Source organism: Polaribacter sp., assembly GCF_049276715.1.
Lineage (GTDB): Bacteria > Bacteroidota > Bacteroidia > Flavobacteriales > Flavobacteriaceae > Polaribacter.
Map to the genome: position 1 here is coordinate 1 of NZ_JBASWY010000056.1, position 22,301 is coordinate 22,301.

Annotated in this window: 20 protein-coding genes and 1 pseudogene; 11 read left to right on the forward strand and 10 right to left on the reverse strand. The window is 30.2% G+C overall.

Annotated elements, in window-relative coordinates; translation table 11 throughout:
• Both WAO74_RS13805 and WAO74_RS13810 read right to left on the reverse strand, forming a co-directional pair.
• Positions 1–459 (reverse strand): annotated as a pseudogene (locus WAO74_RS13805) (hypothetical protein); the annotation flags it as partial.
• Positions 459–3,548 carry a hypothetical protein gene (locus WAO74_RS13810; RefSeq protein WP_422162842.1) on the reverse strand — a complete coding sequence of 1,030 codons (3,090 nt, stop codon included), beginning with the start codon at positions 3,546–3,548 and terminating at the stop codon, positions 459–461. The pseudogene WAO74_RS13805 and the gene WAO74_RS13810, both read right to left, overlap by 1 nt.
• Positions 3,549–3,729: 181 nt before the next feature.
• Between WAO74_RS13810 and WAO74_RS13815 the strand changes: the two genes are divergently transcribed.
• From WAO74_RS13815 to WAO74_RS13825, 3 genes are all read left to right on the forward strand, one after another.
• Positions 3,730–4,950: a response regulator gene (locus tag WAO74_RS13815; protein ID WP_422162843.1), complete on the forward strand. Its 1,221-nt coding sequence runs from the start codon at positions 3,730–3,732 to the stop codon at positions 4,948–4,950.
• A gap of 1 nt (position 4,951) precedes the next feature.
• Complete coding sequence (locus WAO74_RS13820; RefSeq protein ID WP_422162844.1) at positions 4,952–5,368, forward strand: hypothetical protein; 417 nt, start codon at positions 4,952–4,954, stop codon at positions 5,366–5,368.
• Positions 5,369–5,537: 169 nt separating this feature from the next.
• Positions 5,538–5,735, forward strand: a complete 198-nt coding sequence (locus WAO74_RS13825) for a hypothetical protein (protein WP_422162845.1) — start codon at positions 5,538–5,540, stop codon at positions 5,733–5,735.
• Positions 5,736–5,744: 9 nt separating this feature from the next.
• On the opposite strand, the gene WAO74_RS13830 is transcribed toward WAO74_RS13825, so the two are convergent.
• The 6 genes from WAO74_RS13830 to WAO74_RS13855 form a co-directional block, all read right to left on the reverse strand.
• Positions 5,745–6,431 carry an SIR2 family NAD-dependent protein deacylase gene (locus WAO74_RS13830; protein ID WP_422162847.1) on the reverse strand — a complete coding sequence of 229 codons (687 nt, stop codon included), beginning with the start codon at positions 6,429–6,431 and terminating at the stop codon, positions 5,745–5,747.
• A gap of 98 nt (positions 6,432–6,529) precedes the next feature.
• Entirely contained in the window at positions 6,530–6,898 is a 369-nt protein-coding gene (locus WAO74_RS13835; protein WP_422162849.1) for a DUF4258 domain-containing protein, read from the reverse strand.
• 93 nt (positions 6,899–6,991) lie between these two features.
• Positions 6,992–8,188, reverse strand: coding sequence for an alanine dehydrogenase (locus WAO74_RS13840; RefSeq protein WP_422162851.1), 1,197 nt, complete (start codon positions 8,186–8,188; stop codon positions 6,992–6,994).
• Positions 8,189–8,193: 5 nt separating this feature from the next.
• Positions 8,194–8,601 carry a tRNA (adenosine(37)-N6)-threonylcarbamoyltransferase complex ATPase subunit type 1 TsaE gene (gene tsaE, locus WAO74_RS13845; RefSeq protein WP_422162852.1) on the reverse strand — a complete coding sequence of 136 codons (408 nt, stop codon included), beginning with the start codon at positions 8,599–8,601 and terminating at the stop codon, positions 8,194–8,196.
• 42 nt (positions 8,602–8,643) lie between these two features.
• Positions 8,644–9,222 carry a DUF1287 domain-containing protein gene (locus WAO74_RS13850; RefSeq protein ID WP_422162853.1) on the reverse strand — a complete coding sequence of 193 codons (579 nt, stop codon included), beginning with the start codon at positions 9,220–9,222 and terminating at the stop codon, positions 8,644–8,646.
• A 226-nt stretch (positions 9,223–9,448) separates the two neighbouring features.
• Positions 9,449–10,996 (reverse strand): response regulator, encoded by a 1,548-nt coding sequence (locus tag WAO74_RS13855; RefSeq protein ID WP_422162854.1) that lies wholly within the window; start codon positions 10,994–10,996, stop codon positions 9,449–9,451.
• A gap of 179 nt (positions 10,997–11,175) precedes the next feature.
• Between WAO74_RS13855 and WAO74_RS13860 the strand changes: the two genes are divergently transcribed.
• The 7 genes from WAO74_RS13860 to sucD all read left to right on the forward strand — a co-directional run bounded on the left by WAO74_RS13860 (position 11,176) and on the right by sucD (position 18,223).
• On the forward strand, positions 11,176–12,399 hold the full coding sequence (locus WAO74_RS13860; RefSeq protein WP_422162856.1) for an HD domain-containing protein: 1,224 nt from the start codon (positions 11,176–11,178) through the stop codon (positions 12,397–12,399).
• 45 nt (positions 12,400–12,444) lie between these two features.
• Positions 12,445–13,482, forward strand: a complete 1,038-nt coding sequence (gene lpxD / locus WAO74_RS13865) for a UDP-3-O-(3-hydroxymyristoyl)glucosamine N-acyltransferase (protein ID WP_422162857.1) — start codon at positions 12,445–12,447, stop codon at positions 13,480–13,482.
• Complete coding sequence (locus WAO74_RS13870) at positions 13,479–14,870, forward strand: bifunctional UDP-3-O-[3-hydroxymyristoyl] N-acetylglucosamine deacetylase/3-hydroxyacyl-ACP dehydratase (protein WP_422162859.1); 1,392 nt, start codon at positions 13,479–13,481, stop codon at positions 14,868–14,870. The genes lpxD and WAO74_RS13870 overlap by 4 nt, the downstream gene beginning before the upstream one ends.
• Before the next feature lie 2 nt (positions 14,871–14,872).
• Positions 14,873–15,658 (forward strand): acyl-ACP--UDP-N-acetylglucosamine O-acyltransferase, encoded by a 786-nt coding sequence (lpxA, locus tag WAO74_RS13875; protein WP_422162860.1) that lies wholly within the window; start codon positions 14,873–14,875, stop codon positions 15,656–15,658.
• 55 nt (positions 15,659–15,713) lie between these two features.
• Complete coding sequence (gene efp, locus WAO74_RS13880) at positions 15,714–16,280, forward strand: elongation factor P (protein WP_422162861.1); 567 nt, start codon at positions 15,714–15,716, stop codon at positions 16,278–16,280.
• Positions 16,281–16,306: 26 nt separating this feature from the next.
• Positions 16,307–17,233 carry a UDP-3-O-(3-hydroxymyristoyl)glucosamine N-acyltransferase gene (locus tag WAO74_RS13885; RefSeq protein ID WP_422162863.1) on the forward strand — a complete coding sequence of 309 codons (927 nt, stop codon included), beginning with the start codon at positions 16,307–16,309 and terminating at the stop codon, positions 17,231–17,233.
• A 117-nt stretch (positions 17,234–17,350) separates the two neighbouring features.
• Positions 17,351–18,223 carry a succinate--CoA ligase subunit alpha gene (gene sucD, locus WAO74_RS13890; RefSeq protein WP_422162864.1) on the forward strand — a complete coding sequence of 291 codons (873 nt, stop codon included), beginning with the start codon at positions 17,351–17,353 and terminating at the stop codon, positions 18,221–18,223.
• Between the two features lie 85 nt (positions 18,224–18,308).
• On the opposite strand, the gene WAO74_RS13895 is transcribed toward sucD, so the two are convergent.
• On the reverse strand, positions 18,309–18,725 hold the full coding sequence (locus WAO74_RS13895) for a hypothetical protein (protein ID WP_422162865.1): 417 nt from the start codon (positions 18,723–18,725) through the stop codon (positions 18,309–18,311).
• Positions 18,726–21,323, reverse strand: a complete 2,598-nt coding sequence (locus WAO74_RS13900; protein WP_422162867.1) for a T9SS type A sorting domain-containing protein — start codon at positions 21,321–21,323, stop codon at positions 18,726–18,728.
• A gap of 149 nt (positions 21,324–21,472) precedes the next feature.
• On the opposite strand from WAO74_RS13900, the gene fabG reads away from it, so the two are divergent.
• On the forward strand, positions 21,473–22,219 hold the full coding sequence (fabG, locus tag WAO74_RS13905) for a 3-oxoacyl-[acyl-carrier-protein] reductase (RefSeq protein ID WP_422162868.1): 747 nt from the start codon (positions 21,473–21,475) through the stop codon (positions 22,217–22,219).
• The last annotated feature ends 82 nt before the right edge of the window (positions 22,220–22,301 follow it).

A 22,301-nucleotide genomic window follows, 5' to 3' on the forward strand; every position in this document is an offset into this window, starting at 1 on the left:
ATGTACTGCTGTATTTTGCTTTAAAGGATTGTCTAAATTATCAGTTGGTATAACTACCATCATTGTGAAATCTGTTCCTCCAGCCTCAATACTTGGTGGTCCTAAATAGGTTTCCAAAACTGCAGGATTTTCTTTTGGATGGATTTTAAATTGACCACAAACTTTGTTTTCTAAAACCATCCAACTTACAACACCAATTTTATTTTTTAAATAATCTGGAATTCTAAAAACAACATTTTTCCCATTTATTTCTGAATTTATTATTGAACTTCCATAGCTATTTGTGCAGTATAATGTATACTCTTTAGGCTTATTAGTTTTAAATTCTAAAACAATTTCACTGCCTGCAATAAACTCTTTTTGTTGGGTAATTATTAAAAAGTTGACATCAACATTTTGCGCTGTAATTGTGAAAATTACAAAATAGATAAAAACAAAAAGTTGATTTTTTAGTCTCATTATTTAGGATTTCCAATGTAAGTATTCATCTCAATTTTTACAAAATTGTAAAGTGGGTGGTCTATTTTTTGCAGTTCACTATGTATATGATTTTCAATTCTATTAGGCACTATTTTGTCAGAAATGTTTTTATTTGGCAATCCATTTACATAACAATCGCTCATATCATCATTTACCAAAGTAATCGAATTTTCTTTTAAAATAGGGTAATTAAAATACTGCTTTCTTTGTTGTCTAATTCCGTTTTCTAAAAATAAATGATCTACCCAAACCATATTTTTATGCTGATCATAATAAGTAATTAATAATTGAGGAATTGTTATTTCTTGCAAACCACTATTAAATAACGTGCCTTTTATATTTTTAGAATTAATATCAATATCACTTAAAACGATACTTTTATACAAGTCAGAATTTGAAACATTGCCTGCAACTTGTAAGTTGAATTTAGTGGGTTGTTCTTCTAATTCAATGGGTGTAAACTCATCTGGATTAAAAGTTTTTGGGATAGAATCTTGTGTTTTAGACCACGCAATTCCTTCGAAATTAATTCTAAACGAACTAACTTCTTTTGGCATTAATTTGTGTTTTACATGGTATTTGGCATTATAAGTTGCCAATTCTTTATTTTCATCATTATATAAAGTTCCTTTTAAAACAATATCTGCTGGAACGTTATCAATATTCTGAACCTCTCCAATTATGGCATAATGTGTATCAAATTTTACCAATTTTGCAGATATAATTTCTAAAACTGGTTGTTTTAGAACATCTTCATGATGCGTTTGTTCTGTAGTTACTTTTCTTCTTCCTTGATTAAAATAAGAGGTTATATTATTAGAGTATAATTGATCTGGAGGTAAATCAGCATCTATATTTTCGGGTTGTAAAAACCATTTATCATCAATTTTAACTAAAGTTTTATATTCGGTTTTATGAATTTTCTCCAATGGTGTAATCCAACTTGTATGTACTTTTAAAACTACCAAGCTATCTGTTTTTTTCGAAACAGATGTTTCCAAAGCATCGAGTTTTGCATAGGAACCTAATAAACCGTCAGAGACTGAAATTTCTAACATAAATTGAGAAATAGTCAAATTACTACTAGGATCTAATAATTGATAACTTTTTTCATATTCTTTAAAATCAATGGCATCATAATAAGATTTTACTGCATTTTCAGGTGTTCTTTGAGAATTGTTTTCTAAATAAAAAAGGTAAAAGCCATATCCTAAAACACAAATTAAAATGACTCCCCAAATATGTATTATTTTTAAAAGTCTAAAAGAAAATTTGGTATAGTTGCTTTTAAAATTCAAAAACGCAGGAACTGCTTTTACTTTGGTTTTTAAACTATGCACAAAAAGGGATTGTACGTTTAGAATAAAAGCAATAATAACCGTTAAAAAAGGAATAATTCCCCATAATATTTTTTGCCATGTACTCACATCGTCTTTTGGTAAAATAGAAGAAAGAGGAGGTACATTTAGTTTTTCCCAAACCATAATTCCATTTTCTAATTGTGGTAAGCGTTGCCAACCACAGAAATATAAAATAGGATCGTAAAATTTATCATTCGAAAAAATATACTTTAAATTGTATTTTTCTGGAGTTGTTAAAAATTGCTGCAGAGAACCAATTCCTTCAACTCCTTTAAATTTTGAGTTTTCCAAACGCTCTATGGGTCTTGTTGTTAATTCTGGTAATCGTCTTGCAGAATGGTAATTACCATCTACTGTCATTGCATTTGTTTGTGCAGATAGCCAAGCCATTTGATCTCCAAAACCAAGTGTTAAATAGCGCCATTGATTATGATTATCTTGGTTTAGAAAATTAACAATGGGTAACATTTTAATTTTTTGAGGTTGAGAAGGTCTAAAATATCCTAAGCTCATTGTAAAAATAACCATGAATAAAAATAAACCAGCCAATAACACACCAATTAAACGATGATAAACTGCGCCAAATTTGTTTTGAATTAAGGTTTTTAAATCGCCTTCTACAAATCTGTAAGCAAATTCACCAAATAAAGGCAAAGCCATTATAGATGCCCAAAGTGTAAAACGATCTAACGTTAAAATATTAAAGGCATTTTCACCTAAAATTATTTTTGGAATTGGTGTTGTGCCTCCAGTTCCTAAAATTACTAACATTGTAAATGAAAGACCAAAAAAGAGATATCTTTTGCTAAAATATCTATAAAAGAAATAGGGTAGTAAGAATAGTAAAATTCCCCAAGGAATCATAAAAAACACCAAACCTGAGGAAGTAATTTCTAAAAAATTATCACGCGAACCATGAGGAATAGGTACTTGCGTAATAGGATTGTTTTTAGAATTGATCCAATAAGGTAAAAGACAACCAATAATTAACACCAAAGAAAGCAAACCAAAACTTACATTTCGTTTAAATTGTTTTCCGAAATTTTTAATAAAAAAGCGAAAGGTAATTGCCTTATAAGAACCTACCTCATCTCTGCAAACATCTAAAATTACCATTCCAATTAAAGGAAAAATAAAGAAAATCATCCCAAAAATTGGTGTAACATGATGTGATGTAACTGTAACTGCGATTAATGAAAGTGAGGTAAATAGAAATTTATATCTACCTGTTTTTAACCATAGATAGATTTCTGGCAAAGCATGCATTAAAACAGAAATTCCTACAATACTGGGCAGTTGTCCAAAAATATGTAACGTTTCTACAAAAGAGGATGAAAAAACAGCTAAAAGAGCAGCATAACCAGCAGCAGTTCTATTAGCGGTCATTAGCAAAGAAAAACGATATACGCCTGTAATAAATAAAATGATTGCAATGATGGCAACAGAAAACAATCCAAATTTTAAACCTCCAATTAATGATAATGCTGCAATAGATTGATGAACTAAAGGAGGATAACTCATTACTGTAAAACCAGTATACCATTTAAAGTTCCAAGGCTCGAACCAGCTATTTGCATAATGATCTGCAAAAAACAAATGAATTAAAGCATCATAAGTAGTTTCTAATGTAAAAAAGATGGTACTTCCATGAAAAGCAAGACCTAAAAGTAGCGCAGAAATTAGGTATTTATTGGAAGTTTCTTTCATATAAGATTTCAAACTTTTTCTATATTGTAAATATAAATCTTTTAAATGATGCTCAAAATTTTATTTGACTTCACAAAACTTCCATTCGTCTAAACAAAACTTCGTTTAAAGCGTATTCAAAGATTTAATTTCTAAAACAAAACTACTTTTGACCTGTATTTAAGCATTAAAAACAACCATTATGAAAGTATTAGCAATAGATGATCAAAAATTAGTTTTAATTCCTTTAGCAAGCAGATTGAAAGAATTGGGTTATGAAGTATTAACAGAAACCAATGCAAATAAAGGAATTGAATTATACAATTCTTTTCAACCAGATTTGGTTATTGTAGACATAAACATGCCAATGATTTCTGGTATGGAAGTGGTAAAATATATTCGCGAAACAAAAAAATCGTCTACACCAATTATGGTTTTATCTGGCAATACAGATGATGATATAATTACAGAAGGGTTTGATTTAGGCATAAATGACTATATGAAAAAACCTTTAAGTTTAGTAGAGGTTTGTGCAAGAGTAAAAAGATTAATTGGTGTTCCAGTTTCTGATACTAAAACAGTAATTAATAAAGATTTAATTATACAACAAAGATGTGTTGGAGTGGTAATTCCTTGTTATAATGAAGAAACTAGATTGTTAAGTAAGGAGTTCACAGATTTTATTGATAAGAATTCTGGATATCATTTATGCTTTGTAAATGATGGAAGTAAAGACAAAACTTTAGAAGTTTTAAACAATTTAAGAAAAGGTAGAGAAGATTTTATTACAGTGTATGATTGTGAAAAAAACGGTGGAAAAGCAGAAGCTGTAAGACAAGGAATGTTATACATGGCAAAACAAGAAGACTTAGATTACATCGGATTTTTAGACGCAGATTTATCTACAGATTTAACAGATTTCGATGATTTAGTTTCAACCATAGAAAACTCAAATTATAAGATTGTTAGTGGTTCTAGAATTAGCAGAATGGGTGCAGATATTACGAAAGAATCTGCAAGAAAAATAATTAGTTTGTCTATTAATTTTATTATCAGAAAGATTCTAAAAATGGATTTTAAAGACACACAATGTGGTGCAAAAATATTTCATAAAGATGTAATTGAAATTTCATTTGCTAAAAAATTTGTAACTCAATGGATTTTTGATGTAGAAATTTTTAGAAGAATAACCTTACATTTTGGTTTAGAGAAAGCGAAAGAAATGTTATGCGAACAACCATTAAAAAGATGGATACACGCAGATGGTTCTAAATTATCTATGAAAGATTCTGTGAAGATTATTGGTCAATTAGGGCAAATAGCTATGCATTATAGAAGTAAAAAGAATACTTCTTTATCAGAAAGGGTGAACAAGTCTATGGAAGCAAATTTTTTTGAGTTAAATAGTATTAAAGAAGTTTAAGATGAAAAAAGGATTAATCGTTATTTTTGGAAAGAACGATGTTCATATGACCAATGCCGATATTTTTAAATCATTTTTTAACCAAAAAATTAAGATATGTTTTGTAAACAATGGCAATCATGATAAAGTATTTAATCTTCTAACGGAATTAAGTGAATCTCCATCCTCTGATTTTTCTATCTTAAATTTAAGAAAAGAAAAGGCATCTATTTTTGCTGTAAAAGCGGGTGTACGGTTTTTATCAAATAAGGAAAACGTGCAATTAATTATTCATACTGAACCAAAAAATATTAGTAGTCCAAAGTTAATAGACAGAATATTAACGTTTTTCAATGAAGATTTATCTACAAAAAAAAATGAAAGAGTTTTATTACGAAGTGTGTATTCTGTGCATGAGATATTAAACCATATAGAATAAATTTAAATCGATTTAATTTAAATTTAGTGCATTAGTTTTTTTAGCAACAAGAAAAATCTTTTTGATAAAAATAAATTCACCTCTAAAAACCTAAATCAAGTCCCTAGAAATCTCTAAACAGAAAAATGTTTACCATTTAAAAGGAAGCGTTAATACACCTGATATAACTTTGCTTTTAAACTATTTTACCAAGAAAATTGATAAAAAAAAGAAGGTAACCTTAAATATCGAAAATACCAATGAAATCGATAAAAATGGATTAAATGCAATCGAGCATTTAATTAACTTGGCAAGTTCTAAAAAGAAAAATTCCTATATTGTTGGTGGGGGATGCAAAGAAATTTATGATCATTTTCAGCTTAATTAGCCAAAAATATTAAGTATTAAGTAATATTTTTTTCAATTCTTCTGTTCCTGTACTTGCAACATGATCTATAATAGTTAAATTAAGAAATGCATTTTTAGAAACAAAAGGTTTTGGATCTATAAAATAAATGGGTGTTTTTGGTTTTATAAAATCTACTAAACTTGCTGCAGGATAAACTTGCATAGAAGTGCCAATAATTACTAGAATGTCTGCTTTTTCAGTAATTTCAATGGCTTTTTCTAACATGGGTACCATTTCTCCAAACCAAACAATATGAGGTCTCAGTTGACTTTTCTTTTTACATAAATCTCCTAAAATTAAATCTTTTTCCCAATCTAAAACTATAGTTTCATCAACAGTACTTCTCACTTTTAAAAGCTCTCCATGCAAATGGGTTACTTTTTTACTGCCAGCTCTTTCGTGCAAATTATCAATATTTTGGGTGATGATTTCTACATCATAATTTTTCTCCAATTCCACTAAATTAAAATGTGCTTTGTTAGGTGCAACCTCTAGCAACTGTTTTCTTCGTTGATTGTAAAAATCTAAAACCAATGCTGGATTTTTTGCAAAACCTCTGGGAGAAGCAACTTTCATAACATCATAACCTTCCCATAAACCATCTGCATCTCTAAAAGTTTGTATGCCACTTTCTGCAGAAATACCTGCGCCTGTTAAAACAACCATTTTTTTCATATCCGTAAAAATAATGATAATATTTTAAGATTTGGTGTGGGTGAGTTTCTCTTTTTTCATCAAAAGAAATGTAAACTTATTGATGTTAAGCGCTATAATTATTCAATAATTATTTTCTGAATTGTTGCTGCAGAATCGCATCTAGAAACATACAAACTAACGTTTTTTAACTCTCTATTTCCAGTAATATAGTATTCAGCACAAGGTTCTTTTCTAGGTTCACTTTTACCAAAATCTACATCACCTGTATATAAAATCGTAGAAATTTTTGTGGAATCAATATTCGAATTCAGCATTACTTTTTTTGCATCCTCAGAAAAAAAACGTTCTTTAACTCTGATACTTTTTAAAGTTCTTGAATCCATTCCATAATCGAATGTTGCATTTTTCTTTTGCCAGAAAAAATATACGCCAACAGAACTTATGGAAACACCCACTAAAAAATAACCTATTCTTTTAATTAACATTGTAAAAATTTGAAGTGCAAAATTAAGATTTTAGAGTCGGAATTTTAAGGTATTTAAGAAATAGTTTTCGAATGAGTTTACTTAGAAAATTTATTACAATATCAACAAATTAATATCTCTGTAAGGAATATCAAACCAATCTGCCACAGTTTTATTAGTTAAAATTCCGTGATAAAAATACATCCCATTTCTTAAGCTTTTATCAAAACGTGCTGCGTTTTCAAAACCTCCTTCATCAGCAATATTTAATAAATAAGGTGTAAAAATATTGCTTATAGAAACAGAGGCAGTTCTGGCATATCTAGAAGGTATATTTGGTACACAATAATGAATTACACCATGTTTTACAAAGGTAGGTTCGTTATGCGAAGTTACATTAGAAGTTTCGAAACAACCACCTCTGTCTATACTTACATCAACTATAACTGCACCTTCTTTCATGGTTTCTACCATGGTTTCTGTGGCACAAATGGGCGATCTATTTTTCCCTCTAATTGCGCCAATGGCAACATCACATCTCATTAATGCTTTAGATATTGATTTAGGTTGAATGGTAGAAGTATAAATGGGTGCATGTAAACAATCTTGTAATTTTCTTAATTTAGAAATCGAATTATCGAAAACCTTCACTCTAGCTCCTAAACCCAAAGCTGTTTTAGCAGCATATTCTCCAACAGTTCCTGCCCCAAAAATAACAACGCTAGAAGGAGGCACACCACCAATATTACCAAGCAACAAACCATTACCTTTGTTCACACCACTCATTAATTCACCAGCAATTAAAATAGAGGCAATGCCTGCTATTTCACTTAAAGATTTTACAATTGGGTAGGTGTTGTGTTCGTCTTTTATATAATCGAAAGCAACAGCTGTAATTCTTTTTTTTGCAAGAATTTCGAAATATTCTTTAGTTTGTGTTTTTAATTGTAGCGAAGAAATTAAAGTAGTTTGCGGATTGATATATTCGAGCTCTTCTTCAGTTGGAGGCGCAACTTTTAAAATAATATTACATTTAAAAGCTTCTTCTACATTGTAAGAAATTTTTGCGCCAGCTTCAGAATACTCTTTGTCTGTAAAATTAGAACCATCTCCAGCACCTGTTTCTAAAACTATTCTATGACCTTGAGCAGTGATTGCAGTTACTGCATCTGGCGTTAAACAAACACGTTTTTCTCCTAAATAAGTTTCTTTAGGCAAACCTATAAATAGTTCTCCTTTTTTCTTTTGAACCTCTAACATTTCTGCTTGTGGTAATAATTCTTCTTTACTAAAAGGAGAAAATTGACTCATGAGTTTTATTTTAGTTGAATATTTCTTGTTCCATCATCTAAAATTGTAAGATGAATTTCTACAACATCTAAAGGTAATAAATTTTTGATATTTTCTGGCCACTCAATGAAACACCAATCATTATTGTAAAAATAGTCATCAATTCCCATATCTAAAGCCTCTTCTTCATTTTCTATTCTATAGAAATCAAAATGAAAAACTTTTTCATTATTTTTTGTTTGATATTCATTTACCAAAGAAAAAGTAGGAGAGGAGATAGTGTCTAAAACCTCTAATTGCTTACAGATTTCTTTAATAAGTGTTGTTTTTCCTGCACCCATTTCTCCATAAAAAAGCAAGGTTTTATTTTCTACGGATGCAATAATTGCAGTTGCAATTTTAGGCAATTCATTTAAAGAATAGTTTGTATTCATTGTGCAAAAATAGTGAAGAATTTAAAAACTAAAACTTAATATTTAGTTTTTAAAACGATAATGCCCAATAATCTTAAAAGAAAACAAACAATCTTCTAAAACTTGACCAGCACCAATGTTATGAACAATTAGAAATCGTTTATTATCCTTAGATTTTTTATTAACCACAATTCCTGTATGTGTAATTGCGCCTCCTAAATTCCAGCAAATAATATCTCCAGGTTTATAATCATCAGGATTTTTTGTGATGGATTTTACAGTTCCTTTTCTAGAGAAAAAAGTCATTAAATTAGGCACTCTTCTGTGATCTATATTTTTATCCGTTTTTTTTAATCCCCAGATTTTTGGATATAGATTAAAATTAGCTTTCATATCCTCATGAACTTCTTTCTGCAAATCGATTCCTAATTTTCTGTAAGCTCTTATAATTACATCAGTACAAACACCTTTTCCTTTTGGCACATCTCCATTTGGATAATCAATAGAAAAATAATTTGGGTCGTAAACAACTTTTTCTTCTGTTAATTCTAAAGCAACGCTTGATAGTTTATCAATATTAGTTTGAGAAAAACTTATATCTATTAAAGATATAAAAAGTAAAAATATAATTCGTTTTTTCATTTAATTAAAATTTTGACCACATAGAAACAATAGAAAACATAGTTTTTGTGAGTGAAAATAGCTTGAGTAAATAAATTAAGTTTGCAAACAAGTTTAGCCCAGATTGAAGCATTTGTTTGAGCTCTTTTTGCCTTTTTTAGGCAAAAAAGCGAGTGCTGAAAGCTGGAAATAGCTTCAAATTATTAAATTACTGACTGCCTACTGATAACTAAATACTGCCAACTTTTTATTTCGGGCTATAAACAGCACAAGGAATAATCATTTCTTCTAAAGAAACCCCTCCATGTTGATAAGTGTTTTTATAATATTTTACAAAGTGATTAAAGTTGTTTGGATAGGCAAAAAATAAATCTTCTTTGGCAAAAATAAAAGGACTATTCATGGCTACAGTTGGTAAAAATATATCTTTTGGGTTTCGAACTGCATACACATCTTTTTCTTCGTAAGTTAAACTTCTACCTGTTTTGTAACGCAAATTAGAACTGATATTTTTATCGCCAATTACCTTGGTTGGGTTTTTACAACTAATAGTTCCATGGTCTGTAGTAATAATTAATTTTTGTCCTAAAGCTTGAGCTTTTTGAATAATTTCAAACAAAGGTGAGTTTTTAAACCAGCTTAAAGTTAAACTTCTATAAGCTTTATCATCACCAGCCAATTCTTTAATAACTTCCATTTCTGTTTTAGAATGCGAAAGAATATCAACAAAATTATAAACGATTGCAGTTAAGTTGTTTTGTTTGGTTCCATTAAAATTATCTGCCAATTCCTTTCCGCTTTTTAAAGAAGATATTTTATAATATTCGTGTTTAATGTTTAACCCTAATCTTTTAATTTGATTGGTTAAAAACTCGTTTTCATATAAATTCATTCCACCTTCATCTGTATCATTTTTCCAATAATTAGGATGGCGTTTTTCCATTTCTGAAGGCATCAACCCAGAAAAAATTGCATTTCTTGCATATTGTGTGGCAGTTGGTAAAATAGAAAAGTAGGTGTATTCTTCTTCTTTTTTATAATGATTGTTGATGAGCGGTTCTAAAACTCTGTATTGGTCGTATCTTAAATTATCAATCACAATCCATAAAACACCTTGTTCTTTGCTTAACTGAGGCACTACATAATCTTTAAATAAAGTATGCGAAAAAGTAGGTTTATCATTAGAGGTTAAAAAATCTTCATAATTCTTTTTGATAAATTTAAAAAACTGACTATTCGCTTCTTGCTTCTGACTTTCTAAAATGCCTAACATTCCTGGATCACTAATATTTTCCAATTCCAACTCCCAATGAATTAATTTCTTGTATAAGTCAATCCATTCTTCATAAGAATTAACCATAGCCAAATCCATAGAAATTTTTCTAAATTCTTGTTGGTAACTAGAAGTTGTTTTTTCTGATACCAAACGTGAATGATCTAAATTCTTTTTTAAACTCAACAAAATCTGACTTGGATTTACTGGTTTAATCAAATAATCCGCAATTTTAGAGCCAATGGCTTCTTCCATTATGTATTCTTCTTCGCTTTTGGTAATCATAACAACAGGCAAATTCGACTGTTTTTGTTTTATTTCCGAAAGTGTCTCCAAACCTGTTAAACCTGGCATGTTTTCGTCTAAAAAAACAATGTCAAAGTTTTTATTTCTCACCAAATCAATAGCATCAGCACCGTTTGTACAACTTGTTACAGTATAATTTTTACGCTCTAGAAAAAGAATATGTGGTTTTAATAATTCAATTTCGTCATCAACCCATAAAATCTGTATGCTGCTCATATATTTGTTTTAAGTTTTAACGCTAAAAATACCAATTTGTTATATTCTTAAAGCTTTAGAAATTATAAAGTATTGCCAATTTTATTTTAATCATAAAATATTTTTCTCAAATTAATTTTTGAATTCCTGATGATAAAAATTGTATTTTGCATGCATAATATTTAGATAAATTTTATCTTTTGAAAAAGAAAGCACCCAACAAATTAAAAATATTAAACGATCCTATTTACGGATTTATTCAAATACCCAACTCTTTAATTTTTGATATCATAGAACATCCTTATTTTCAGAGATTAAGAAGAATTTCTCAAATGGGGCTCTCTAATTTGGTATATCCAGGGGCAAATCATACAAGATTTCATCACGCTTTAGGTTGCATGCATTTAATGCAAAAAGCAATTAGAGTATTGATTTTTAAAGGTGTAGAAATTTCTAAGGAAGAAGAAAAGGCATTATGTATTGCGATTTTGTTGCACGATATTGGTCATGGAGCCTATTCTCATGCTTTAGAACATAGCATTGTTGGTGGTGTTTCTCATGAAGAGATCTCTTTAAAATTCATGAAAAAGTTAAATGATGAATTTAATGGAGAATTAGGTTTGGCAATTAAAATTTTTGAAGGAAAATATCACCGAAAATTTTTATGTCAGTTAATTTCTAGTCAGTTAGATATTGATAGATTGGATTATTTAAAAAGAGATAGTTTTTACACAGGGGTTACAGAAGGCAATATTTCATCAGACAGATTAATTGTGATGATGAATGTAAAAGACGATGAATTAGTTATAGAACAAAAAGGAATTTACTCTGTAGAAAAATTTCTAATTGCCAGAAGATTAATGTATTGGCAGGTGTATTTGCATAAAACAAGTTTGGTTGCAGAAAATATAATTGTAAATCTTTTAAAGAGAGTAAAAGAATTGGCTGAAAAAGGGGAGAAGTTATTTTCGAGTTCAGCATTAAATTATTTTTTATACAACCAAATAAATCAAAATAATTTTACGGATGAAACTTTGGAAATGTTCTCTAAATTAGACGATTACGATATTTTATCAGCTATAAAAGAATGGACTTCACACGAAGACAAAGTGCTATCCTCTTTATCAAAAATGATTATTGACAGAAAATTATTAAGAATTGAAATTCAAAAGGAACCGTTCACAGAAAATCAACTAAAAGAAAAAATAAATAAATTTTCAAAAAAATTAGAACTTTCAGAAGTCGAAACCAACTATTTTGTCTTTTCCCAAGAAATTAAAAACCATGCTTACAATAGTAAAAAGCCTATTTTAATTTTAAATAAAAAGGGGAAATTAAAAGATATTGCCAAAGCATCAGATCAACTAAATATACAAGCGCTAACAAAACCGGTCATAAAACATTTTATTTGCTATCCAAAGTAAAATGATATTAGCCAAATACCTATAATTTTTATACTTTTGCTTTTGATGAAATTTACAGCACAACAAATAGCAGATATTTTAGAAGGTGAAGTAGTTGGGAATCCTGATGAAGAAGTTTCTAGACTATCGAAAATAGAGGAAGGTAAAAAAGGATCTTTAACTTTTTTGTCTAATCCTAAATACAATCCGTATTTATATACAACAAATGCCTCTGTAGCTATTGTTAACAAGGATTTTGAATTAGAGAAAAAGGTAAATACAACACTTATAAAAGTAGAGAATGCCTATAAATCTTTTTCTAAGTTGTTAGAGTTTTATAACGAAGTTAAGAACAATAAACTTGGTAGAGAAGTGCCAAATTTTATAGCAGAATCTTCAAAAATTGGAGAAAACGAGTATATAGGAGCATTCACTTATATTGGAGAAAACGTAACTATTGGGAATAATGTAAAAATTTATCCAAATTGTTACATAGGTGATAACACTGTAATTGGTAATAATTGTATTATTTTTTCGGGCGTTAAAATTTATTCAGAATCACAAATAGGAAATTACTGTAAAATTCATTCGGGTTGTATTATTGGTTCAGATGGATTTGGGTTCGCCCCAAATGAAAAAGGAGAATATATAGCCATTCCTCAAATAGGAAATGTAATTATTGAAGATCATGTAGATATTGGTTCTGGTTCTACAATAGACAGAGCTACTTTAGGTTCTACAATTATTAGAAGAGGCGTAAAATTAGACAATCAAATACAAATAGCGCATAATGTAGAAGTTGGCAAAAATACGGTTATTGCTGCTCAAACAGGGATTGCAGGTTCTACTAAAATAGGAGAAAATTGTATGATTGGAGGGCAAGTTGGAATTGTTGGGCATATTGTAATTGGCAATGGAGTTCGAATTCAAGCCCAATCTGGAATCTCAAAAAATTTAAAAGATAACGATGTTGTTCAAGGAACACCAGCATTTGGCTATTCAGACTTTAATAAAAGTTATGTTTATTTTAGAAATTTACCAAAAATGGCATCATCATTAAGTAAATTAGAGAAAGAATTTGATAAGAACAATCAAAAAATATGAGTAAAAAACAAAAAACGATAAAATCAGAAATTACTTTATCTGGTGTAGGTTTACATACAGGGAATACAGTTTCGATGACTTTAAAACCAGCTCCAGTAAACCACGGTTTTGCTTTTGTAAGAGTTGATTTAGAAGGTAAACCTACTATAGAGGCTATTGCAGAATACGTAGTAAACACGCAAAGAGGTACAAATCTAGAAAAAAGAGGAGTACAAGTACAAACATCAGAGCACGTTTTAGCTGCAGCTGTTGGTTTAGATATTGATAATTTATTGATAGAATTAAATGCTTCTGAACCACCAATTATGGATGGTTCATCAAAATATTTTGTAGAGGCTTTAGAAAAAGCAGGTATACAAGAACAAGATGCAGATATCGAAGAATATGTTGTTAAAGAAATTATTTCTTATAAAGATGAAACTACAGGCAGTGAAATTATTTTAATGCCTTCAGACGAATATCAAGTAACAACAATGGTAGATTTTGGCACTAAAATCTTAGGAACGCAGAATGCTACTTTAAATCATATTTCTGATTTTAAAAATGAAATCGCAGATGCTAGAACTTTTAGCTTTTTGCACGAAATAGAAATGTTGTTAGAAAATGACCTTATTAAAGGTGGAGATTTAAATAATGCAATTGTGTATGTAGATAAAGAATTATCTGAAAGCACAATGATAAAATTAAAAAAAGCCTTTAAAAAAGAGAATATTTCCATAAAACCAAATGGAATCTTAGACAACTTAAATTTACATTGGGCTAACGAAGCTGCTCGCCATAAATTATTAGATGTTATTGGTGATTTAGCTTTAGTAGGAACAAGAATTAGAGGTAAGGTTATTGCAAATAAACCAGGGCATTTAGTAAATACCCAATTTGCAAAAAAATTAGCTAAAATTATAAAGGCCGAAAAAAGAAATAATGTTCCTCATTTCGATTTAAATTTACCTCCTTTGTTAGATATTCATCAAATTATGGACATTCTTCCTCATAGACCTCCTTTTTTAATGATAGATAGAATTATAGAGCTATCAGATAAACATGTGGTTGGGATGAAAAATGTTACAATGAATGAAAATTTCTTTATGGGGCATTTTCCAGGATCTCCAGTAATGCCAGGAGTTTTACAAGTAGAAGCAATGGCACAATGTGGAGGAGTTTTAGTTTTGAGCACAGTACCAGATCCAGAAAACTATTTAACCTATTTCATGAAAATGGATAATGTAAAATTCAAGCAAAAAGTTTTGCCTGGAGATACTTTAATTTTTAAGGCAGAGCTTATTACACCAATCAGAAGAGGAATTTGTCATATGCAAGCGTATGCTTATGCACATGGTAGATTAGTGGCAGAAGCAGAATTAATGGCACAAATTTCTAAAATTAAATAACTATGAATCAGCCTTTAGCGTACGTTCATCCCCAAGCGAAAATTGCAAGAAATGTTGTAATAGAACCTTTTACTACAATACATAGTAATGTTGTTATTGGTTCAGGAACTTGGATAGGTTCTAACGTAACAATTATGGAAGGCGCAAGAATAGGACAAAATTGTAGAATTTTTCCTGGATCAGTCATTTCTGCAATTCCTCAAGATTTAAAATTCGATGACGAAGAATCTATTGTAGAAATTGGAGACAATGTTACTATTAGAGAATGTGTTACCATTAACAGAGGTACAAAAGATAGAATGAAAACTGTTATTGGTAATAATTGTTTAATAATGGCATATTGCCATATTGCACACGATTGTTTAGTAGGTAATAGTTGTATTTTTTCTAATAACACAACCTTAGCAGGTCATGTTACAATTGGCGATAATGTTGTTTTAGCAGGTATGGTTGCTGTTCATCAATTTGCTTCGGTTGGCAGTCACGCTTTTGTAACAGGTGGCTCTTTAGTTCGTAAAGATGTACCTCCTTATGTAAAAGCAGCTAGAGAACCTTTATCTTATGTTGGCATAAATTCTGTAGGTTTAAGAAGAAGGGGTTTTAGCTCAGAAAAAATTAGAGAAATACAAGAGATTTATAGAACTCTATTTCAAAGAAATTATAATAACTCACAAGCTATAGATATTATAGAAGCAGAGATGCAAGCTACTCCAGAACGTGATGAAATTATTCAGTTTATAAAAGATTCTCATAGAGGTATTATGAAAGGTTACTACAAAGCTGGGTAAGTTCTTTCTTAGAAATACATCAATCAAAAATAAAATTTTAAAGTCAACAAGATAAATGGCAACAACATCAGATATTAGAAACGGATTGTGCATTAGATACAATAACGATATTTATAAAATTATAGAGTTTTTACATGTAAAACCAGGAAAAGGTCCAGCATTTGTAAGAACAAAATTAAAAAGTGTTACTAATGGAAAATTAATAGATAATACGTTTCCTGCAGGTAGAAAAATTGATGATGTTCGAGTAGAAACACATAAGTTTCAATATTTATATAATGATGGTGAGTTTTATCATTTTATGAATGAAGCAGATTATACTCAAATTCGATTATTAGAAGCAGCTTTAGATACTCCAAAGTTAATGAAGGAAGGAGAAATAGTTACTATTATTATCAACTCAGAAAATAACATGCCACTTTCTGTAGAAATGCCTCAAAGTGTAATTTTAGAAGTAACACACACAGAACCAGGAATTAAAGGAAATACTGCAACCAATGCAACAAAACCAGCCACAGTAGAAACTGGGGCAGAAGTTAATGTGCCTTTATTTATAAATGAAGGTGATAAAATAAAAATAGAAACTGCAAAAGGAACCTATCAAGAACGTATTAAAGAGTAATTCGTAAGCGTTAAGTTAATTAGAAAATGAAATTCAAAACTCCAAAAACCCTTTTAGAAATAGCAACCCTTTTAAATCTTGATTTTGTTGGTAATGATGATTTTGAAATATTAGGAATCAATGAAATTCATGTTGTAGAAAAAGGAGATATCGTTTTTGTAGATCATCCTAAATATTATGATAAAGCTTTAAATTCTTCTGCAACAACCATTTTAATTAACAAAGAAGTAAAATGTCCAGAAGGAAAATCATTGTTAATTTCAGATGATCCTTTCAGAGAGTTTAATAAAATTACAAATCATTTTAACCCTTTTGTATCATCTAAAGTAAGTATTTCTGAAACCGCCAATATAGGTGAAGGTACTGTTTTACAGCCAAATGTATTTATTGGAAACAGTGTAGTTATTGGTAAAAACTGTCTAATACATCCAAACGTAACTATTTATGATAATACAGTTATAGGAAATAATGTAACAATTCATGCAAATACAGTTTTAGGAGCAGATGCTTTTTATTACAAAAAGCGACCAGAAGGTTTCGATAAATTGATTTCAGGTGGAAGAGTTGTTATAGAAGATAATGTAGATATTGGTGCTTCTTGCACGATTGATAAGGGAGTTACAGGTGATACAACTGTGAAAGCTGGAACAAAAATAGACAATCAAGTACAAGTTGGACATGATACAGTTATTGGCAAAAAGTGCTTAATCGCATCTCAAACAGGAATTGCAGGTTGTGTAATTATAGAAGATGAAGTAACTATTTGGGGACAAGTAGGAATGACAAGTGGAATTACAATAGGCGCCAAAGCTATAATTTTAGCACAGTCTGGAATTAGTAAATCTCTTGCAGGAGGAATGTCATATTTTGGAAGCCCTGCATCTGAAGCCAGAGAAAAATTAAAAGAATTAGCAGGAATAAAAAGAATATTAAATGATAAAAATAATTCTTAACATTCACTTTTTTAAAAAAGAACAAAGAACTATTTTTGCAAAATAAATTAAATCAAATTCCATGTTATTTCCCAGAAGGAAAAATCTGAAAGGAAAAGGAATAAAAAACAAACAACAATGAGTGTTCTAGTAAATAAAGATTCAAAAATTATTGTACAAGGTTTTACAGGAAGTGAAGGTACCTTTCACGCTGGTCAAATGATTGATTATGGAACCAATGTTGTTGGTGGTGTAACTCCAGGTAAAGGAGGTCAAGAGCACTTAGGGAAACCTGTTTTTAATACTGTAGTTGAAGCTGTAGAAAAAGTAGCAGCAGATACTTCAATTATTTTTGTACCACCAGCTTTTGCTGCTGATGCAATTATGGAATCTGCAGATGCAGGAATAAAAGTAATTATTTGTATTACAGAAGGTATTCCTACAGCAGACATGGTAAAAGTAAAAGCTTATATAGCAAATAAAGAGTGTAGATTAATTGGACCAAATTGTCCAGGAGTTATTACTCCAGGCGAAGCTAAAGTTGGTATTATGCCAGGTTTTATCTTTAAAAAAGGTAGAGTAGGTATTGTTTCAAAATCAGGAACATTAACGTATGAAGCTGCAGACCAAGTTGTAAAACAAGGTTTTGGAATAACAACTGCAATTGGTATTGGAGGTGATCCAATTATTGGAACAACTACAAAAGAAGCTGTAGAAATGTTAATGAACGATCCAGAAACTGAGGCAATTGTTATGATTGGTGAAATTGGAGGAAACTTAGAGGCAGAAGCTGCACAATGGATTAAAGCTGATGGAAACAGAAAACCTGTAGTAGGTTTTATTGCAGGACAAACTGCACCTGCAGGAAGAACAATGGGACATGCAGGAGCTATTGTTGGTGGAGCAGATGATACAGCTCAAGCAAAAATGAAAATTTTAGCAGAAAATGGTGTTCATGTAGTTAGTTCACCAGCTAAAATTGGAGAAATGGTGGCAAAAGTATTAAGATAGAATATATCTTAAATAGTATTCAATAAAAAATCTCGTAAAACTAAATTGTTTTACGAGATTTTATTTTTTTTATTTAGATGTATATTTACCTGAGTTGAAAATCAGCCAAAGTATCTATTTTAGATTGCAAAGTAAATATTTTATCATCATTATTTTTGTAAGTAATTTCTAATTCATCCTTTAAAATATTAGATTTTTTTTCGGTAAAGAAAAATAATGTGTAAGTTCCTTTAGGATATTTTTTATCATTTTCACCTTGTTCTTTAGTTGCTAAATTTACTACCGAAAACTTTTTAAATGATTCAGTATTATTTATTTTTATTTCTAAAAACTCAATTTCTTTTTTACTTGAAACCTGTATAGCGTATTTGTAATAAGGTTTCGCAGTTGAAACACCAGGTGAAATAGTGCTTTTTTCCGATACTAAAACTTTTACGCTGTTACAAGATAGCAGTACAAAAGTTAATCCTAAAAGTAAAAATTCACTTTTAAATTTAGTCATTTATTTTATAATGAATTTATGGTTAAATACTTTATTACCTTCATTAATTTTTATAATATACATTCCTTTAGAGAAACTATTTAAATTAACATTGTTCTCTATTTTATTAAAAGTTCCTCTAGAAATCACACCACCAACAACATTATATATTACGTAATTAGAATTAGCTTCCATTTTGCTTAAACGAATATTTAAAACATTTCCACTAACAGGATTTGGGTATATAACTGGTTTAACATCAAAACTAGCTTCATTAGTTCCTAAAGTTGAGTTTGCAATATTAATTTCCCACATTCCTCTACCAAAAGTACCAACATATAATTTGTCATTTAGATAGTTAATTTTCATATCATTCACAATTACATTAGGCAAGTTATTTCCTAATTTACTCCAGTTTGTTCCTCCGTTAATAGAAAAATAAACACCTAATTCTGTGCCTGCAAAAAGTATTTCTGATGATTGGTTTTGCTTAAAAAGAATCTTCTTTATAAGTATATTTGGTAAATCTCCAGATATGTTTGTCCATGTAGATCCTCCATCAGTAGATTTAAAAACTTTGTTTCCATCATTATAAGCTTTCACTGAAGCATAGATTGTATTGCCTGAAGCACTAGCAGCATCAATAGAAAAAGAATTCGCTAATTGACCTGTTGGTTGTGTCATTGCTGTCCAAGAATTTCCTCCATTTACAGAGCGTGCAATTCCAGTAGTTCCTTCAACTGCAATATAATCTCCTTGATTATCAAAAGTAACAGGATTTCCAACACCAGCATTTAATTTTGTCCATACTTCACTAGCATTTTCACTTGTAGTTGTAGATATGTTGGTAGATTTGTACATATCATCAAAACCACCAAAAGCAATTGTAGAAGTTGTTGTATGTAAACTAAATGGCCAAACAAATTCTGCATCTGCTGGTTTTGGTAGGGCATTACCATTATGATTCCCTGTAAAACCAGTATTATCTGAACGTGATAAAGAACCTTTTGTACCTCCTAAATATCGAATTCCAGGATTTGTATAATCTATAGCAGAACAAACTCCATCTCCTGCAGCTGCACTAACCCAAGTCCCAGCTTCTTTACTAAATCCATCATTGTCTTGATTTGCCATCATAAAATCATCACTTGCAGCAGCAGAAGGATTGATAGAAATAGTATATATCTGAGTTACTACAACACCATTTGATTTGTACTGAATAGTTGGTTTTTGATCTGTAGAATTCGTAAAAGTTATAAAGTCTAAACCTCCATCATTAGCACTCCAAAAAGATAATCCTGCATCAAGATAACCCATTTGATGATGATCTGAATGTATATAAACTCCTGGTTCACTTGCACTTGTATTATAGCCATTTAAGGCATTGTACCAAGTATTTCCTCCATTACTTGTAACTTGGCCATTTACAGAACCACTTATTAATAAGTCGCCTTTTTTTAACAGAGTTTGATTATAACCACCTTGCGCATCATAGCCTTTTTGCTCAGCATTTGGGTCTGGAATAAGAGCACCATAATTTGATAAAGATCCATTACCTGTTAAATTTAATTTCTTTACTTGTCCATCTTCACCTTGAACATAAAAATCTCCAGAGTCGTCTACAGTAACTGAATGTTTAACAGAATTGTTAGGAGCTTGTAATTCTGTCCAATTAACACCACTATCTGTAGAAAAATAAATACCTTCAAAAGCATCTGTAGCAACAACGTTTGTTCCATTGGATGCCATTCTTCCAAAGTTTACATCTTGTCCACCAGGAGAAAATACACTTGTCCAGTTTGTTCCACCATCTGTTGTTCTCATAATGTCATTTGCAGAAGCAACAATAGCAGTATTATCATCATAAACAACTAAATGGCCTAATAATTTTCCATTATTAAGCGTGTAATTTAAACCTGTAGCTGTCCAAGTATCACCCATATCAGTTGATTTAAAAACACCAATAGAATTTAATTTGTCCTGTGCATCATAATCACCTGTTGTAGCGTATAAAACTCCTGCATTTCCTGTAGAATTTGACGAGCCTTTAATATCAGTTATTCCAATTCCAGCAAAAGAGTCAAATTTAGGAGACCAAGTTGCACCATTATCGTTTGATTTCCAAATACCTCCTGTTGGTGAACCAACGATCAAAACATTGTTATTCGCATTTCCTGCATCTACATATCTCCAAAATGCATTTAATCTGCCTAGTTGTGGTGGATTTGGGTATCCATTTGGACTTGGATTTGCTTGCGGACCAATATTAACCCAAGCTTCAGCAGATTTAGCACTAAAGTTATTTGGATTACTAGGTTGTTTTCCATTTAATAATCCAGCATTTTTCCATCCCTCTAAAGAAGAAGGAAATGATCCATCAGGATTTACACGATCTTTCCAAAAATACGCCCAACGTTCAAAATGCTTTATCGCTTTTGTTTCGTTTAGGGTTAATTTCTTGGACGATTTTAAGTTTTCAAATTCGATTCGTTGTTTAGAAACGATTTCGAAATAATTACTTCCATTCTTAGAAGAAGCGTTTTTGTAACTTTCTGTTTGAGATTGGGAGAATCCAAAAAGTGAAATGAATAGCAAGGTTAATAAAGTAAAATTTTTCATAATTTTTTATGGTTAGTTTAAGTAAGGTTAAAGTATTAAAAATTAATAAGATAAAATTAAATTTTAATTTTTAAATTAATGAACTATCTATTTAAAATAAAAATTTATTGAAATAAACTATATTTGAAAATAAATTAAAATAAACCTTAATGAAACTACTAGAAAACAAATCAGCAATAATTACAGGAGCAACAAGAGGAATAGGTAGAGGAATTGCAATTGAATTCGCAAAACAAGGCGCAAATGTTGCCTTTACTTATAGCTCTTCTGTAGAAGCAGCAAATGAATTAGAAGAAGAATTAAAGGCATTTGGAGTTTCTGCCAAAGGATATAAATCGAATGCAGCAGATTTTAATGCAGCACAAGAATTGGCCAATGAAGTTCTAAAAGAGTTTGGTAGTATAGATATTTTAGTAAACAATGCAGGAATCACCAAAGATAATTTGTTAATGCGTATTTCTGAAGAAGATTTTGATAAAGTAATAGAAGTAAACCTAAAATCGGTTTTTAACTTAACAAAAGCAGTTATTCGACCAATGATGAAACAAAGAGGTGGTTCTATTATTAATATGAGTTCTGTTGTTGGTTTAAAAGGCAATGCAGGTCAAACAAACTATGCAGCTTCAAAAGCAGGTATTATTGGTTTTTCCAAATCTGTGGCTTTAGAATTAGGTTCTAGAAATGTGAGAAGCAATGTAATTGCTCCTGGTTTTATAGAAACAGAAATGACAGACAAATTAGATGAAAAAGTAGTTCAAGGTTGGCGAGATTCTATTCCTTTAAAAAGAGGAGGTAAGCCAGAAGATATTGCACACGCTTGTGTGTTTTTAGCATCAGATATGAGTGCCTATATTACAGGTCAAACTCTTTCTGTAGATGGTGGAATGCTTACATAACTGCTTCAATTCCGTTAATTAATAGTATTTTATTTAGTTCGAAACTTCAGTTCGACTATATTTAGATGTCATTTATCTTCAC

What these genes read in the sequence shown, in the direction of transcription:
- sucD (WP_422162864.1), top strand. Translation starts at nt 17,351, where the DNA reads ATGAGTGTTCTAGTAAATAAAGATTCAAAAATTATTGTACAAGGTTTT.
- WAO74_RS13870 (WP_422162859.1), top strand. Translation starts at nt 13,479, where the DNA reads ATGAGTAAAAAACAAAAAACGATAAAATCAGAAATTACTTTATCTGGT.
- WAO74_RS13835 (WP_422162849.1), bottom strand. Translation starts at nt 6,898, where the DNA reads ATGTTAATTAAAAGAATAGGTTATTTTTTAGTGGGTGTTTCCATAAGT.
- WAO74_RS13815 (WP_422162843.1), top strand. Translation starts at nt 3,730, where the DNA reads ATGAAAGTATTAGCAATAGATGATCAAAAATTAGTTTTAATTCCTTTA.
- lpxD (WP_422162857.1), top strand. Translation starts at nt 12,445, where the DNA reads ATGAAATTTACAGCACAACAAATAGCAGATATTTTAGAAGGTGAAGTA.
- WAO74_RS13850 (WP_422162853.1), bottom strand. Translation starts at nt 9,222, where the DNA reads ATGAAAAAACGAATTATATTTTTACTTTTTATATCTTTAATAGATATA.
- efp (WP_422162861.1), top strand. Translation starts at nt 15,714, where the DNA reads ATGGCAACAACATCAGATATTAGAAACGGATTGTGCATTAGATACAAT.
- WAO74_RS13840 (WP_422162851.1), bottom strand. Translation starts at nt 8,188, where the DNA reads ATGAGTCAATTTTCTCCTTTTAGTAAAGAAGAATTATTACCACAAGCA.
- WAO74_RS13895 (WP_422162865.1), bottom strand. Translation starts at nt 18,725, where the DNA reads ATGACTAAATTTAAAAGTGAATTTTTACTTTTAGGATTAACTTTTGTA.
- WAO74_RS13810 (WP_422162842.1), bottom strand. Translation starts at nt 3,548, where the DNA reads ATGAAAGAAACTTCCAATAAATACCTAATTTCTGCGCTACTTTTAGGT.
- WAO74_RS13830 (WP_422162847.1), bottom strand. Translation starts at nt 6,431, where the DNA reads ATGAAAAAAATGGTTGTTTTAACAGGCGCAGGTATTTCTGCAGAAAGT.
- tsaE (WP_422162852.1), bottom strand. Translation starts at nt 8,601, where the DNA reads ATGAATACAAACTATTCTTTAAATGAATTGCCTAAAATTGCAACTGCA.
- WAO74_RS13885 (WP_422162863.1), top strand. Translation starts at nt 16,307, where the DNA reads ATGAAATTCAAAACTCCAAAAACCCTTTTAGAAATAGCAACCCTTTTA.
- WAO74_RS13855 (WP_422162854.1), bottom strand. Translation starts at nt 10,996, where the DNA reads ATGAGCAGCATACAGATTTTATGGGTTGATGACGAAATTGAATTATTA.
- fabG (WP_422162868.1), top strand. Translation starts at nt 21,473, where the DNA reads ATGAAACTACTAGAAAACAAATCAGCAATAATTACAGGAGCAACAAGA.
- lpxA (WP_422162860.1), top strand. Translation starts at nt 14,873, where the DNA reads ATGAATCAGCCTTTAGCGTACGTTCATCCCCAAGCGAAAATTGCAAGA.
- WAO74_RS13820 (WP_422162844.1), top strand. Translation starts at nt 4,952, where the DNA reads ATGAAAAAAGGATTAATCGTTATTTTTGGAAAGAACGATGTTCATATG.
- WAO74_RS13900 (WP_422162867.1), bottom strand. Translation starts at nt 21,323, where the DNA reads ATGAAAAATTTTACTTTATTAACCTTGCTATTCATTTCACTTTTTGGA.